At 73.0% G+C, this 14,612-nt stretch carries 11 protein-coding genes; 2 read left to right on the top strand and 9 right to left on the bottom strand.

All coding sequences use genetic code 11. The features are described from left to right. Nucleotides 1-395: 395 nt before the first annotated feature. Nucleotides 396-1,169: a SpoIIE family protein phosphatase gene (locus tag ACH4XV_RS37330; protein WP_395797294.1), complete on the top strand. Its 774-nt coding sequence runs from the start codon at nucleotides 396-398 to the stop codon at nucleotides 1,167-1,169. A 23-nt stretch (nucleotides 1,170-1,192) separates the two neighbouring features. On the opposite strand, the gene ACH4XV_RS37325 is transcribed toward ACH4XV_RS37330, so the two are convergent. The 7 genes from ACH4XV_RS37325 to ACH4XV_RS37295 form a co-directional block, all read right to left on the bottom strand. Next, nucleotides 1,193-2,854, bottom strand: a complete 1,662-nt coding sequence (locus tag ACH4XV_RS37325) for a PucR family transcriptional regulator (RefSeq protein WP_395797117.1) — start codon at nucleotides 2,852-2,854, stop codon at nucleotides 1,193-1,195. Between the two features lie 290 nt (nucleotides 2,855-3,144). Continuing rightward, complete coding sequence (locus ACH4XV_RS37320; protein WP_395797115.1) at nucleotides 3,145-4,074, bottom strand: GNAT family N-acetyltransferase; 930 nt, start codon at nucleotides 4,072-4,074, stop codon at nucleotides 3,145-3,147. Then, the gene (locus ACH4XV_RS37315) at nucleotides 4,071-4,976 is read right to left on the bottom strand and encodes an ATP-binding cassette domain-containing protein (protein ID WP_395797113.1); all 906 of its coding nucleotides are present in this window, start codon (nucleotides 4,974-4,976) and stop codon (nucleotides 4,071-4,073) included. Before ACH4XV_RS37315 ends, ACH4XV_RS37320 begins: the two co-directional genes overlap by 4 nt. After that, on the bottom strand, nucleotides 4,973-6,829 hold the full coding sequence (locus ACH4XV_RS37310) for a dipeptide/oligopeptide/nickel ABC transporter permease/ATP-binding protein (protein WP_395797111.1): 1,857 nt from the start codon (nucleotides 6,827-6,829) through the stop codon (nucleotides 4,973-4,975). Before ACH4XV_RS37310 ends, ACH4XV_RS37315 begins: the two co-directional genes overlap by 4 nt. A 2-nt stretch (nucleotides 6,830-6,831) precedes the next feature. Continuing rightward, nucleotides 6,832-7,821, bottom strand: coding sequence for an ABC transporter permease (locus tag ACH4XV_RS37305; protein WP_380032579.1), 990 nt, complete (start codon nucleotides 7,819-7,821; stop codon nucleotides 6,832-6,834). Continuing rightward, nucleotides 7,818-9,389 (bottom strand): ABC transporter substrate-binding protein, encoded by a 1,572-nt coding sequence (locus ACH4XV_RS37300; protein WP_395797109.1) that lies wholly within the window; start codon nucleotides 9,387-9,389, stop codon nucleotides 7,818-7,820. The genes ACH4XV_RS37305 and ACH4XV_RS37300 overlap by 4 nt, the downstream gene beginning before the upstream one ends. Continuing rightward, nucleotides 9,386-10,858, bottom strand: coding sequence for a serine hydrolase domain-containing protein (locus ACH4XV_RS37295; RefSeq protein ID WP_395797107.1), 1,473 nt, complete (start codon nucleotides 10,856-10,858; stop codon nucleotides 9,386-9,388). The genes ACH4XV_RS37300 and ACH4XV_RS37295 overlap by 4 nt, the downstream gene beginning before the upstream one ends. Before the next feature lie 351 nt (nucleotides 10,859-11,209). Between ACH4XV_RS37295 and ACH4XV_RS37290 the strand changes: the two genes are divergently transcribed. Next, on the top strand, nucleotides 11,210-12,112 hold the full coding sequence (locus ACH4XV_RS37290; RefSeq protein ID WP_395797105.1) for a serine hydrolase: 903 nt from the start codon (nucleotides 11,210-11,212) through the stop codon (nucleotides 12,110-12,112). An 88-nt stretch (nucleotides 12,113-12,200) separates the two neighbouring features. Here ACH4XV_RS37290 and ACH4XV_RS37285 read toward each other — a convergent pair whose 3' ends face one another. Both ACH4XV_RS37285 and ACH4XV_RS37280 read right to left on the bottom strand, forming a co-directional pair. Continuing rightward, the gene (locus ACH4XV_RS37285) at nucleotides 12,201-12,932 is read right to left on the bottom strand and encodes a spermidine synthase (RefSeq protein ID WP_395797103.1); all 732 of its coding nucleotides are present in this window, start codon (nucleotides 12,930-12,932) and stop codon (nucleotides 12,201-12,203) included. A 195-nt stretch (nucleotides 12,933-13,127) separates the two neighbouring features. Beyond that, the gene (locus tag ACH4XV_RS37280) at nucleotides 13,128-14,594 is read right to left on the bottom strand and encodes a carboxylesterase/lipase family protein (RefSeq protein ID WP_395797101.1); all 1,467 of its coding nucleotides are present in this window, start codon (nucleotides 14,592-14,594) and stop codon (nucleotides 13,128-13,130) included. Nucleotides 14,595-14,612: the final 18 nt, after the last annotated feature.

Here is a 14,612-nt window from a genome sequence, read left to right as displayed (position 1 = left end):
GGGCGGGCGGGGCATGCGGGGCCCGGGTGGGCGCGGGGCAGGTGCGAGGGGCCCGGGTGGGCGCAGGCGGGCCGGGAGCAGGTGCGGAAGGACGCGGACCAGGTGCGGGCGGGCCGGGGTGGGCGCGGGCGCGCGCGGAGCAGATCCGGAGCAGGCCCGGTGGGCGCGGGACGGGCCGTGGGACGGCCCCGAGCGGGCGCGGGGCGGGGCGCGGGACGGGGCGCGGGACGGGCCCGGGCGGGCGCGGGGCGGGCGCTGGGGCTGTGGGTGGGGTTGGGGGTGGGGTTGGGGGCGTTTCGGGGGGTCGTGGGTGGGTGACACTCGTCGGAGGTGTCCCGCCGGTGAGGAGATCCGTGAGTACCGACGCGCAGCCGCCCGAGTCCGATCCGTCCGGCATGTCGAGTGATCGCGGGCAGTCCGCGGCTGCCGGGTATGACCTCTCGCCGGGGATAGGGGAAACGACCCTTGCCCGGGTTGATGGGCTGCGCGTGGCCGCTCGGCGGGTCGGTGGTGCGGCGGAAGCGGCCGACCCACCCGATCGGTGCTGGTTCGGCGAGGTTCGCGAGACGCCGTTGGGGGCTCGGGCGGTGTTTGGTGACGTGGCCGGCGATCCGCTGTGCGCGCCCGATCTGGCGACGGAGGTGCTCGCCGCGTTCGGTGCGGTCGCCGCCGAGTTGCCCTCGCCCGCCGAGGTCTCCCACCGGATCGCGCTGGCCCTGCGCGAGGACCATTCGCGCGGCCATCGGCCCCTGGTCCGGCTGCTGCTGGTCGAGCGCGCCGGCGGGCCGGCCGGGGACGGCTCGCTGACCCTGGTCAACCGCGGCTATCCGAACCCGCTCCTGATCGTCGGCCGGCGGGTGCTCGGCCTGGAACCCATCTACGCCACCCCGCCGATCGGCGCGCTGACACCCGGCACGTTCCGCCCGCCGGAGCTGACCGTCGCGGCGGGCCGGGGCGAGCGGGTGCTGCTGTACACGGACGAACTCGCCGAGGCCGCGGGCGCGGACGGCACGCACTACCCGTTCGCCGAGCGCGCCCCGAGCCACGTGGGCGGCGACTTCGCCGACGCGCTGGACCGCCTGGCGGTCGACGTCGAGGCACACTTCGCCCCGGCCTTCCCCGGCGACGCGGCGCTGTTCCTGGTCGAACCGGGCCCGCTCGGCACCTGACCGGCCGCACCCCGAGAGAAGCCCTACCCCACCGTCCCCCGCATCGGCGTCGGCACCAGCCGCGCCGCGTCGAGCGACCGGTGCGCCGGGCCGCTCCCGTGCACCCCGTACAGCCGGAGCTGGAACATCGCGTCGAAGCGCGCGTCGCCGTCGGCGAGGTCGATCGCGCCCACCTCGGACAATCGGCGCAGCCGATAGCGGAACGTGTTCGGGTGCACGTGCACGGCCGCCGCGGCGGCGGTGACGTCACCGAACGTGTCCAGCCACGCCGCCAACGTCTCGGTGAGATGGGTGTCGTGTTCGGCGTCGTAGGCCCGCAATCGGGCCACCGGCCCGGCCGGCGCGTCGTCCGTGGCGGCCACCCGGTCGGCCACCTCGACCAGCAGCGACGACACGTACACGTCGCACAGCCTGGCCACCCGCAGCGGCGATCGGCCCGAGCGCAACACGCGCAGCGCACGATCGGCGTCCGCCCGGGACGAGGGCAGGTCGACGGCGCGGGCCGCCACCCGGCCGATGCCCACCACCGCCTCGACCCGCCCGCCGATCCGGGCCAGGAACTCCTCGGCCAGCCGTACCGCCCGCGCGTCCGACTCGGTCGGCAAAATCGCGTAGGTGAAGCCGCCGAGCCGGGCCGTCGCGGTCCGCGGATGTACCGCCGCCAGGTGCAGCGCCAGCGCGTCGACGATCCGGTGCTCCTCGGCGGTGCGCTCGGCCGGTGCCGCGTCGCCCACCACCGCGAGCGCGAGCACACACGCCGGCTGGTGCGCCAGGCCGAGTCGGCCCGCCGCGTCCACCGCCGCCGGCCCGCCCTCGAGCACCGTGGCCAGCAGGTCGGTGCGCAACCGGCGCTCCACGTCGGCGCCCGCCCGTCGGCGCAGCAGGTGCAGCGCTACCACCTTGGCCGCCTCGATCAGCGACCGCTGCAACTCGGCGGACAGCGGCCCGCGCACCACGACCCAGATCGAGCCGAGGATCTCGTCCCCGGCGCGCACCGCGATGGCCACCCGGGGCATGTCCGAGACGCCCGGCAGGTACACCGGCCCCTCGCTGCGGTACAGCGCCTGGAACGCGCCGCGCTCCTCCAGGATCCGCAACCACTCGGCGGGCACCTGGCGGTCCAGGATGGTGGCGATCCGCGGCTCGTCCGCCTCGTCCTGGCGGCTGGAGAAGGCCAGTACGCGCCCGCTGCGATCTTCCACCGTGACCGGCCCGTCCAGCAGCGCGGCGATCGCGTTGACCAGCGCGAACAGGTCACCGGAGGGTGCGCCGTCCAGGGTTTCGCCGGTCTGCGCGCTGCCGATCTCGTCCACCGCGAGCAGCGAGCGCAGCAGCGTGGCGACCTGGGACCAGGACGCCCCGGGGGTCAGCGCGAGCACCACCACGCCGGTCTGCGCCACCGCGTCCCGGATCTCCGCGTCCACCGCGAGCGGCCCGCGCACCACGACGGCCGAGGCGGCCAGCGCCGCCGCGCGGTGCACCAGGGTGGCGATCGCCGAGGACCCGTAGACCGCGACGCCGAGCACCACCGCGCCGGGCGGGTGCGCGGGTTCGTCGCCCGGGTCGTGGATGAGGACGCCGGTGACCTCGCGGTTCGGGTCCGCTTCGCCGGCGGCGACCTCGAACAGGGTCGAGCCGAGGTCGTCGATGATGCGCCCGAGCACGGCGCGCGGACGCGCGGTCATCGCGGGTCCGTCGAGGTGTCGGCGGGCACAGCGGCGGCCCGGGCGGATATCGGCCGGTTGTCGGTCAGGTCCGTCACGAGGGGATCCATTCGGTCGACACGAGCCCCCGTCGAACGCACCGGAGCGGCCGTGTCGCCCGGTGGCCGATCCGTGTGCGGGATTCTAAACGATCTTGGGCCGAAAGTGGGGAAATCTCCGGCCCACGCCCGGTTCGATCCAACGGCCGCACATGCCGCCGATCCGAACCACGGGCGTCACTACCCTTCGGCTCCAACCGACCCGAGGCGCACTCAGCCCCCGTCTCGTCGCCGGTCCACGACATATCCCCCGAGCCGCCCGAAGCCGCGCACCACGCGACCCTCCCCCATCAGCCCGCCGAGCACTTCGCGCACCGCCAGCCGCCACGACAGTACGGCGTCCGGGTCGGTGCGCCGCAGCGCGGCGATGTCGCGCGGCACCCGGACGATCACCACGTCGGCATCGGTGCGCCCGAGCACGGGGCGGCCATCGGCCCCCGCGTCCAGAGCGATCGCGACCCCCTCCTCCCCCGGAGCCGCCGCGTCGTCCGCCGGCTGCGGGATCCCCTCGCAGGCGAGGGCCACCCGAGGGGCGGCCAGATCCCAGCGCACCAGCAGCCGATCGGTATGGTCACCGGCGTTGAACGCGTCGGTCAAGCGCCCGTAGAAGTCGACCAGATACTCGGCGGGCACCGCACCGAGCTTGGCCAGGTTGAAGAACGCGTTGCGCCCCACCAGGGGGTCGAACGTCCAGCTGATCCGGGTGATCCCGCGGTCCAGGCACCAGGCGCGCTGGTGCACCTTGAGCGCGTGGCCCACCTCGCGTCCGCGCGAACGCACGTCCACGCCCGCGATGTGCGAGTGCAGGCCGTCGGTGGCGAGCAGAGCCACGCAGGCGCCGGTCAACCGGTCGCCCTCGTAGGTGCCCGCCACATAGCCGCCGGCATGCGCCAGGACCATCAGCAGTTCGGGCAACATCATCGGGTTCGCCGAGTCCACCTGCCAGATGCGGTCCAGCAGCTTGCACACATCGGACACCTCGTCCAGCGTGTGCAGTTGGCGGATCTCGACGTGCGCCGCGCGAGCCGCGCGGACGGCCGCCGCGGTCGCGCGGTCGCGGAGCGCACCGGAATCGGGTGCGGGCTCGGGTTCGGCACGGTACAGGTCGCCGCCGATCCGCGCGCCCGCCGGTGTCGGGGTCATAGGTTCCCGGTCTCCGTTCCCTCGTCCGCGTCGGAGGCGGCCCGCGCCGCTCCCCCGGTCTGCGCGCCCTCGGTGCCCGCTCCCTCCGGCAGCGGCTCGCCGATCCGCGGTACGCCCGACAACAGCGCCCGCGTGTACTCGTGTTCGGGGTCCTCCAGGACCTGTGCGGCCGGCCCCTCCTCGACCAGGACACCCCGGTCCATCACAGCGATCCGGTCCGCCAGGTAGCGCACCACGGCCAGGTTGTGCGTGATGAACAACATCGCGAAGCCCAGCTCGCGTTGCAGGTCGCGGATCAGGTTGAGCACCGCGCCCTGGACCGAGACGTCCAGCGCCGAGGTGACCTCGTCCGCCACCAGGACCGCCGGTCGCGCGGCCAACGCGCGGGCCAGCGCCACCCGTTGCCGCTGGCCGCCGGAGAGCGCGCGCGGCAGTCGGGTGCTCATCCCCGGGTCGATCCCGACCAGGTCGAGATACCGGGCCACCTCCTCCGCGCGCCGCGCCCGGTCCTCGCGCGGCACCGCCTCGGCCACCGAGGCGCCCACGCTCAACCGGGGGTTCAGCGACGCGAACGGGTCCTGGAAGACCAGTTGCACCGGCCTGCGCCCGGGCCGCCGACCCTGGTCGACGCCGTCCACCAGGACGTCGCCCGCGGTGATCGGCACCAGCCCGACCGCGGCCCGGCCGAGGGTGGACTTGCCCGACCCGGAGCCGCCGACCAGGCCGACCACGCGGCCCGCCGGCACCTCCAGGGACACGTCGTCGACGGCGGTCACCGCCGAGCGGCCACGGCCGTAGCGCACCGTGATGTGGCGCAGTTCGAGCGAACCGGACGTGCCGGCCCCGGCGGACGCTGCGTCGGCCTCGGCCGCGACCGGGGCAACCGTACCTGCGGCTTTCATCGAACCTCCTCCAGTTCCTGCACGGCGGTGGTGATCGGGTGCCAGCACGCCACGCGGCGTCCGGGACCGATGCGTTCCAGGACCGGCTCCTCCGTCCGGCAGCGGTCGCTCGCCCGGGCGCAGCGCGGCGCGAACGGGCAGCCCACGCTCTCCTCGCCGGGCTCCGGCGGGCGGCCGGGGATGGTCGCCAGCGGGACGTCCCGGTCGGTGGTCATGGTGGGTACCGCGCCGATCAGCGCGGCCGAGTACGGGTGCGCGACGCCGTCGGCCAGGTCGCCGACCGGCAATTCCTCGACGATGCGGCCCGCGTACATCACCACGACCCGGTCGCACACCTGCGACACGACGGCGATGTCGTGCGAGATCAGCAGCAACGCGGCGCCGGATTCGGCCCGTACGTCCCGCAGCAGGGCCAACACCTGGGCCTGGACGGTGACATCGAGGGCGGTGGTCGGCTCGTCGGCGATGATCAGTCGGGGCTCGCCCATCAGGCCCATCGCGATCATCACCCGCTGGCGCATGCCGCCGGAAAACTCGTGCGGGCGCTTGGCGACCCGCTGTTCGGGGTTGATGATGCCCACCGCGCCCAGTCGGGTGACCGCTCGGGTCAGCGCCGCCGCGCGGCCGGCGCCGTGGTGCACCTCGGCGACCTCGGCGAGTTGCCGGCCCACGGTCAGCGCCGGGTTGAGCGAGGCCATCGGGTCCTGGAACACCATGGCCAGCGAAGTGCCCTTGGGCGCCTGGCGGTTCAGGTCCCGGTCGGCGAAGCGCAGGGTACGGGCGCTGACCCGGCCGGGGTGCGGGACCAGCCCCGCCGCGGCCAGCGCGGTCAGGCTCTTGCCCGAGCCGGACTCGCCGACGATGCCGACCGCCTCGCCCTCGGTGACGCTGAGGCACACATCGTGTACGGCGGTGTGTCCGGGGAAGCGCACGCGCAGGTGGTCGACGTGCAGCAGGGCCGACTCCGCCTCGGCGGCGGCTTGTTCGTCGGTCGAGACGACCGGCTCGGCCTCGGGCCGGTTCGCGCCGCGGCCACCGCTGGCGCCCGCGACCACCTCGCCGATCAGGCCGAAGGTGATGCCGGTCAGCACGATCGCGGCACCGGGGCCGACCGCCGACATCGGGTCGACCATGACCCGGTCGAGTTGTTCGTTGAGCAGGCGCCCCCAGTCGTAGTCGGGCGCCTGCACGCCCAGGCCGAGGAAGGACAGGCCGGAGAAGGCGACCAGGATGCCGGCGGCGACCTGGGCGACGAACAGCGCCACCGGCTCGGCGATGTTGGGCAGGATGTGCCGCACGATGATCCGGAACCGGCCGACGCCCAGGATCCGCGCCGCGGCCACATAGTCGGTGCCGGCGATGGAGGCGGTCAGGTTCTGCACGAGCCGGGCGGTGGCCGGGGCCGCGCCCAGGCCGATGGCGAAGGCGGCGGAGAAGGTGCCGACGCCGAAGATGACCGCGAGGAAGAGCACGAACAGCAGGCCGGGGAAGGCCACGAGCAGGTTGACCGTCGCGGTGATCAGCCGGCCGGCGCGCCGGCCGAGCACCGCCGGGAGCACACCCAGGATCAGCCCGCCGAGCACCGCGATCAACGTGGCGAACAGGGTCAGTTCGAGGGTGAGTCGGGTGGCCACGACCACCCGGGCGGCGATGTCGCGACCGAGCGCGTCGGTACCGAACAAGTGCTCGGAGCCGCTGTGTCGGCCGATCGCGTCGGTGTCGATCCGGTCGGCGGTGTCGCCGGCCAGCATCGGGCCGAAGATCGCCACGAGCAGGATCAGGGCGCTCAGGATCGCCGTGGCGATCCCCATCGGGGTGCGCAGCGCCTGGCGCAGTCTAGGGGCCTTGGACATCGTCAGCTCCCGCGAATCGTGGACTTGGGGTCGGCGACGGCGACGGCGAGGTCGACCGCGAAGTGGATCGCGAGCGCGGCGGCTCCATAGACGAGCACGATGCCCTGAACGAGCGGATAGTCCTTCTGCAGGATCGCCTGGACGATGGTCATGCCCAGGCCGGGCCAGGCGAAGACGTTCTCGATCAGCACGGTGCCCGCGAGCAGGCTGCTGAGGATCAGGCCGCCGAGGGTGAGCGAGGAGGTGAGCAGGTTGGGCAGCGCGTGCCGCAGGTAAAGCAGTCGGGTGGGCAGCCGTTTGGCGCGGGCGGTGCGCATGTAGTCGGTCTCGAACACGCGCAGCGCCTCGACCCGGACGATCCGCGACAGCGCGGCGATCGGGGTGATGGCCAGGGCCAGTACGGGCAGCACGTAGGAGTCGGGCCCCTCGCGCAGCGCCACCGGGAACCAGCCGAGGCTGACGCCGAACACCGAGGCCAGGCCGACGGCGAGGAGGAATTCCGGGATGGCCACGATCGCCCCGGTCGAGGAGGCGAAGGCCAGTTCGCTGCGGCGCCGGCGGCCGTTGAGGGTGAACACGGCCATCGCCATGCCCAGCGGGATGGACACCACCATGACCAGGATGAACGCGTAGATCGCGATCTCCAGGGTGGCGGGGAGCCGGTCGCCGATCATGCTCGACACCGAGACCCGGGCGGTGATCGATTCGCCGAGGTCGCCGTGGAAGAGCCCGCTCACGAAGTGTTTGTACTGGGTGATCAGCGAGTCGTTGAGGCCCAGTTGTTCCTTGCGGGCGGCGACCGCCTCGGGGGTGGCGTTCATCCCCAGGGCGCCGCGCACGGGATCGCCGGGGACGAAGTGGATCATCGCGAACGCGGCGGTCACCAGGGCGGCCAGCGAGACCACCAGCCGACCGGTGCGCCGCAGGAAGAAGGAGGTCCAGGGACCGAGACGGAAGTCCGTCACGCGGCCGGACAGGGTTGCGGTGCTCATCGGCCACCGACCTTGTGCAGGGAGGACGGCACCACGCCGCCACCGTCGAGTTCGAAGCTGTAGCCTCGAACGAAATAGGGGGTCATCGAGTCCACGAACGTCACCACGTCCGCGCGTTTGATCAACTCGGATTCGGCGGCCGTCCATTCGGGACAGCCGGCGATGTCGGGCTTGGCCATCGCCTCGCCGACGAGGCGCTGGTATTCGGGATTGTCGAGCGATCCGAAGTTCAGCCCCTCGGGAGGCTTGGGTCCGGAGAAGAACGGGAGGATCTGATCGGGCGTGGTCACCGAGATCGGCGCCCACGCGAGTTCCCACTGACCGCCCATCAGGATCGACGCGTTCGTCGACGCCGTGGTCGGCTGGATGCTCACCTTCACCCCGAACGACTCCCACTGCTTGACCGCCAGTTCGACGGCCGAGACGAGTTGGGTGCCGAACACGCCCGGATACGGCATCGAGATCGACAGTTGTTTGCCGTCTTTGCTCCAGTGTCCGCCGGACTTCTTCCAGCCGGCCTCACGCATCAGCGCCGCGGCCTGCGCCGGGTCGTGCGGCGGGAGGTGGCCCGTGACCGAGTCCTCGGTGCACGGTGGGCCCATCGTGATGCCGAGCCGCAGCGGGGCCATGCCCTTGCCGCCGGTGGCCACCGCGCCGATCTGCTTGAGGTCGACCGCGGACAGCAGCGCCCGGCGCACCCGGGCATCGGCCGTGACACGATTCGGCGCCTCGTTGAAAAGCAACATCCCCAACGGATCCCGTTCGATCACTGCCTTGATCCCGGCCGCGGTCAACCGGGCTCGGTCGGCGCCCATCACCGCCGCGATGTCGAGTTGCCCGCTGAGCAGCAGATTGGTCCGGGTGGACTCGTTGCCGACGACCTTGAAGACCACCCGGTCCGGCAACGCGGAATTGTCGGCGCCGTCCGGCCCCCAGGTGTAGCCGGGTCGCTTGACGAAGGTGAAATGGTCGCCCGCGACCACCTCTGCGAGTCGGAAGGGACCGGTGCCGTCGGAGGTGTGGCCGAGCTTGTCCGAGTCCTTCAGCGAGGAGGGACACACCAGCCGCAACATCGAGGTGCCGCGGAGCAGGAACGGGGTCGGCTGCGAGGACTCGAGGGTCACCGTGCCGGCCTCGTTGTCGGCGGTGGCGGTGACCCCGGGAGGCACCACCAGGCCGTACAGCGGCGACTTGTTGGCCGGGTCGACGATGTGGTTGTACTGGGCGGCGACATCGGCCGCGGTGAGCGGCTCACCGTTTTGGCACTTCACGTCGCGCCTGAGCGTGAACGTCGCCGACTTCGCGTCGGAACTCCACTTCTCCGCGACGCCGGAGGCGATACGCCCGTCGGGCCGGATGTTGATCAGCGAGTCGTAGGAGAAGCGGTTCATCATGGTCGCGTAGGAGACCAGCGTGGTCATCGGGTTCAGGTTGCTGGGGTCGCTGGGGATCGCGATGGTGACCGTGTCGCCGTCCCCCGAACTCCCACCCGTGCCCGTCCCGCCGCAGCCGGCGGCGAACAGGCCCAGCGCGAGCGCCGCGGCGGCCCCGCGCGAGGCCCGTCTCATCGCGCGCCTCCGCTACAGGAGTCGACGTCGCCCCGCTCGGCACCGGACGCGGCGGCCGGCTCGCCGACCGCCATCCGGGGCAGCGCGCGGGTCATGTGCACAAAGCGCGCCCGGTCGCCGTCGCCGACGAAGGCGTACTGGTCGTGCTGCCCGCCCTTCGCCTCGACGGCGATCAGCGTGCGGGCGTCGCGCGCCACCAGTTCGGTCGTGCGGATCGTCTCGCCGGCCATCTTGGCCGCGGTGCCCAGGGTACGCAAGGTCAGCTCGAAGCCGCGCTCCGACTCGACCACGTCCATCGCCAGTACCTGCGACGCGTAACGACCGACGAAGAAGCGCGCGTCCACCACCGGCGGGTCGACGGGCGGCACGGCGGGCTCGGGCATGGCCACGCCCGCGGTGCTCGCCAGCACCTCGCGAACCAGCTCGTACATCACGCCCAACGCGCCGCCGTTGGTCAGGATCGCGATCGAGACGCCGCTCTCGGGGGCCACTCGCAGGATCGCGGCCTGGCCGAGGGTGCCGCCGTCGTGGCCGATCACCGGACCGCCCGCCCAGTCGAACAGGTTCCAGCCCAGGCCCCACGCGGTGCCGACCGCGCCGATGTCGGGCACGTCCACCTGCGGCTCGCGCATGGCCAGGGCCGATGCCTCGGACAGCAGGCGGGTGCCGTCCGGCAGCAGGCCGCGCGCGACGTGCGCGGCGGCGAACGCGACCAGGTCGGTCGCGGTGGTGGCCAGCGTCGAGCCGGCCGGCGCGTTGGAGCGGGGCAGTTGCCACACCGGCGCCTTCACGCTGGTCCCGTCGGGGCCCTCCACGTGCCCGATCGCCACCCGGTGCAGGATCGCCTCGGCGGCGCCGGTCGCCACCCGGGTCAGTCCGAGCGGGACGGTGATCCGCTCGCGCAGCGTGGCCTCCCACGTCTGCCCGGTCAGCACCTCGACGATCCGACCGAGGGCGACGTATCCGCTGTTGCAGTAGGAGAACATCTCGCCGGGCGCGAACAGTCGCCCGCCGTGGTCGGCCAGATGCCCGACCAGCCCGGCCACCGCGTCGTCGCCGGGACCGAAGTCCTCGAACAGGTCGCCCTCGAACCCCGCGGTGTGGCAAAGGAGTTGACGAACCGTCACGCTCGCCGTGGCGGCATCGTCGAGCAGCTTGAAGTCGGGGAGGAAGGTGCGCACCGGTGCGTCGAGGTCGAGCACGCCCTCGTCGACCAGCTGCATGATCAGCGTCGCCGTCCATACCTTGGTGATCGAACCGACCTGGAAGATCGACTCGGTCGTGGCCGGATACCCGGTCTCCGTGTCGAGCACGCCCGTGGCGGCCGCGACCGTCTCGTCGCCCATTCGTACCGCGACGCTCGCGCCGGGGATATTGCCACGCTTGGCCAGCTCGCCGAGACGGGTCGCTAGGTACTCGGGAGTCGGCAGCGCCCGGGCAGCGGCCCCGGGCACATCGGATCGTCCCATCGTGGGATACCTCCTCGGAAGGCGGCGGCGAGTGCCGCAGAGGACGATCACGGTAGGCAGCGTCACAAACCCCCGAATCGTCGTCCCGGACGAAGAACGGTCGGCGAACCTGTCCGAATCACCGACGCCGAGCCATACCGCGGGGGACGATGCTCGGCAGGGGCCGCCGCGGGGTCGTGAACCGGACCGGCCGAGGTCGCACGACACGCGCGCGCCACCTTTTCGCGGGCGACCCGACCGACCACGGACCCACCCGCGCAGCCTCCCCCGGCACCCCACATCGGCGCCGAACGGGCAACCACCACCGGCGACCGGCCCTGCGGGGCATCCGACCACCCACACGGAGCGGACATGAGCACCGAACGAGAGCCGGTAGAACCCACACAGCGCATCCGGGCGATCTTCGACGCGGCCCGGGTCGACGGCTTCCTGCACGTACGCGACCTCGACACCGCCGACGAGGTCGCCTACCAGGCCGACGACCCGGTCGTGCTCGCGTCGGTCCTGAAGGTGCCGATCGTCCTGGAGTACGCCCGCCAGGCCGCCGACGGCCGGCTCGACCGGGCGGGCCGGCACCTGGTCACCGCCACCGACCGCGAGGGCGACGGCATCGGCACCGACGGCTGTATGTACGACGTGGAGATGAGCGCGCGCGACCTCGCCTTCATGATGATCACCCAGAGCGACAACGCCGCGACCGACATCGTGCTGCGCCTGGTCGGCCGGGACAACGTGCGGGCCACGCTCGACGCGCTGGACTGCCGCGACACCTCCATCAGCGGCTGCAAGGACCTGTTCGAATCGGTGCTGAACGATCTGGGTGTCGACCCGAGCGGCAACGTCGACGAGCAGGTCGCCCGGGCCACGCCCGAGCAGATCCGGGCGCTGACCGTGCGCGACCCGAAGCGCACCGCCGCGACCACCCCGCGCGAGATCACCAAGCTGCTCGCCGCGATCTGGCGGGACGAGGCGGGCTCCGCCGAGGCCTGCGCCGAGGTGCGCGACATCATGGGCCGGCAGATCTGGCCGCACCGGCTCGCGTCGGGATTCGAGGACGAGATCCGGGTCTCCGGCAAGACCGGCACCCTGTGGGGCGTGCGCAACGAGGTCGGCGTGGTGGAGTACCCCGACGGCAAGCGCTACGCGGTGGGCGTGTTCCTGCGCCTGGAGTCGCTGGGCTTTCGCGCGCCCGCGGCCGACGCCTCGATCGGACTTGCGGCCCGCGCGGCGATCGACCATCTGCGCGCCTCCTGACCGGGGTCGGGTCCGGCGGCGCGTGCCCTGTCGCCGGGCCCGATACCCCGACCCGCGTCCCGACCCGTCGGCCGGCCCTCACGGCGGGTCAGGACGCGGGCTCCTCCGCTGTGCGGGCCACGTACACGGTGTTGGTGGCCGTACCGCCCTGGAGCGGGTTGTCGAAGTCGACGACGTGCGCGGCCGAGTCGACGAAGACCTCGCCGAGCACCGCGCCGAACTCCAGGTCCGGCGGGTCGTTGGACCACAGCGCGAACACCCCGCCCGGACGCAGCCGATCGGCCAACGCGCGCAGCCCGGCGGGCCGGTACAGCGCGGCGTGGCTCGGGTGCAGCACGTGGCGCGGGGAGTGGTCGACGTCCAGCAGGATCGCGTGGAAGCACCGACCCGGCTCCTGTGGATCGAACCCGCTCGCCTCGCCCGCCAGTGCGAAGAAGTCGCCCTGGACCAGCCGGCAGCGGGGATCGCCCGCGAGGCCGGCGCCGAGCGGGACCAGGCCGCGCCGGTGCCAGTCGATCACCTCGCCGAGCGCGTCGACCACGATCAGCTCGCGTACGCGCGGATCGTCCAGCGCCGCGCGGGCGGTGTAGCCCAGGCCCAGACCGCCCACCACGACGTCGAGTTCGATATCGGGCAACTCGGCCAGGCCCAGCCGGGTCAGCGCGATCTCGCCCGCCGTGAACAGGCTGGACATCAGGAACTCGTCGCCGAGCTTGACCTCGTGCACGTCCTCGCCGGAGACCGGGTCGCGCCTGCGGCGCAGACTGATCTCGCCCATCGGCGTCGTCCGCCAGTCGAGTTCCTCGAAACGCGCGCTCATCCGTGCACCCTCAACCGTGTCGGTACCATCCACCGGCCGCGCCGGTGGGCGGAAGCCTATGGTCCCGGGCGCCCCGCCGCCGTCGGGCTCGCCGTCGGGCGGGCGGCAGGCCCTCCGGGGGGCCGGTCGGCCTGTAGGTCCTGTCCGGCGCTCGGGTTGCCGGACCGGTCGCCCCGCACCCGGCCGGGTCGGCGATCAGTCCCAGGCGGCGCGTTCGGCCTCGCGCGGGGCGAGCACGGTGGCCGTGGTCGGCGCGTCGAACATCCGTACCGGTCGCCGCGCGTCCCACGGTTCCCAGCCGGGATCGCCGGTCTTGGCGAACCGCACCCAGGCGGCGTGCATCTCGTCGGCGAGGGACTGCGGCGGCTCGTCCCCGGTGAGCGAGCTCCACGCACCGGAGTCGAGCCCGTCGAAGACGAACGGCAACTCCATCGCGTGCGCGGCACCGAGGTCGCGCACGGGGCTGCGCCAGGCGAACTCGTAGACATGGGTGGCTACTCCACGATCAAGGCGGGCATCCGCGAGGCGGTTGATCGGCAGCCGGACCAGCAGATCCGTGGCCAACGCGCCGAGCAGTTCGCCGCGCCCGGCGCCGGGTCGCGCCGCCCGGTACGCGGCCAGGATCCGCCGGCCGATCCGGAACTTCAGCCGCGCGCCCGCGAACAACACCGGCCCGACCCGGTCGAGCAGACCGGTGGGCACGAACCACAGCCGGTATTCCTCGGTGTTCGAGCCGAGCAACAACCCGATTCCGGAGCCCGCGCCGGCCAACAGGGCCGCCTGCGGGTGGGCGGGCACCAGGTCGTCGCCGATCGCCAGGGCGAACCCCGCGCCGCCGGTCGTCATCGGTGTGCCGCCGGTGGTGACCGCCTGTTCGGCGGCGACCAGTTCGTCCGGCGGCACCTCGGCGAACGCCGCCCGGGACCCGGCACGGCCCAGCCGCTCGGCCACCAGCGCGGTGATCCGCCCGGCCTTCGCGGGCGGCAACGCGTCCGGCATCCCGCTCTGCAGGATCGCGCGCACGAACAGCGCCTCGGCGTCCGGGTGCGCGACCAACGCCCCGAGCAGGATCGATCCGGCGGACTCGCCAAACACGGTCACGCGCGCGGGATCGCCGCCGAAGGCCGCGATCTCCGCCTGTACCCAGCGCAGCGCGGCGACCACGTCGGCGAGGCCGACATTGCGCGGCGCGCCGTCGAGCACGGAGAAACCCTCCGACGCCAGGCGATAGTTCACCGCGACGTACACCACGCCGTCGCGGGCGAACGCCGCCCCGTCGTAGCCGGGCAGCGCGTTCGCCCCGTGCGCGAGCGAGCCGCCGTGCACCCACACCATCACCGGCAGCCCGCTCGCGTCGGCCGGCGCCCAGACGTTGAGGTTGAGGTATTCGTCACCCTCGATCACCACCGTCGGCAGCAGTTCGCCCAGGACTCCCCGGTAGGGCGCCTGCGGCGCGGTCGGGCCCATCGTGTCGGCGTCGCGCACCCCGGCCCAGCCCGGGTGCGCGACCGGCCGCTCGAAGCGCGACTCCCCCACCGGCGCGGCGGCGTACGGAATGCCCAGCCAGCGATGGATGCCGTCGGCCAGGGCCACGCCGCGAAGCGATCCGGCGGAGATCGTCACCGTGGCCCGCCCCTGCTCGGCTTCCGGGGGAACGCTCATGACTGGCCATCCGATCCG

Source organism: Embleya sp. NPDC020630 (genome assembly GCF_044334985.1).
Taxonomy (GTDB): domain Bacteria; phylum Actinomycetota; class Actinomycetes; order Streptomycetales; family Streptomycetaceae; genus Embleya.
The sequence above is the reverse complement of the archived record's forward strand: the minus strand, read 5'-3'. Positions and strand labels throughout refer to the sequence as shown.

What these genes read in the sequence shown, in the direction of transcription:
- ACH4XV_RS37300 (WP_395797109.1), bottom strand. Translation starts at nt 9,389, where the DNA reads ATGAGACGGGCCTCGCGCGGGGCCGCCGCGGCGCTCGCGCTGGGCCTG.
- ACH4XV_RS37325 (WP_395797117.1), bottom strand. Translation starts at nt 2,854, where the DNA reads ATGACCGCGCGTCCGCGCGCCGTGCTCGGGCGCATCATCGACGACCTC.
- ACH4XV_RS37315 (WP_395797113.1), bottom strand. Translation starts at nt 4,976, where the DNA reads ATGAAAGCCGCAGGTACGGTTGCCCCGGTCGCGGCCGAGGCCGACGCA.
- ACH4XV_RS37330 (WP_395797294.1), top strand. Translation starts at nt 396, where the DNA reads ATGTCGAGTGATCGCGGGCAGTCCGCGGCTGCCGGGTATGACCTCTCG.
- ACH4XV_RS37290 (WP_395797105.1), top strand. Translation starts at nt 11,210, where the DNA reads ATGAGCACCGAACGAGAGCCGGTAGAACCCACACAGCGCATCCGGGCG.
- ACH4XV_RS37305 (WP_380032579.1), bottom strand. Translation starts at nt 7,821, where the DNA reads ATGAGCACCGCAACCCTGTCCGGCCGCGTGACGGACTTCCGTCTCGGT.
- ACH4XV_RS37320 (WP_395797115.1), bottom strand. Translation starts at nt 4,074, where the DNA reads ATGACCCCGACACCGGCGGGCGCGCGGATCGGCGGCGACCTGTACCGT.
- ACH4XV_RS37280 (WP_395797101.1), bottom strand. Translation starts at nt 14,594, where the DNA reads ATGAGCGTTCCCCCGGAAGCCGAGCAGGGGCGGGCCACGGTGACGATC.
- ACH4XV_RS37285 (WP_395797103.1), bottom strand. Translation starts at nt 12,932, where the DNA reads ATGAGCGCGCGTTTCGAGGAACTCGACTGGCGGACGACGCCGATGGGC.
- ACH4XV_RS37295 (WP_395797107.1), bottom strand. Translation starts at nt 10,858, where the DNA reads ATGGGACGATCCGATGTGCCCGGGGCCGCTGCCCGGGCGCTGCCGACT.
- ACH4XV_RS37310 (WP_395797111.1), bottom strand. Translation starts at nt 6,829, where the DNA reads ATGTCCAAGGCCCCTAGACTGCGCCAGGCGCTGCGCACCCCGATGGGG.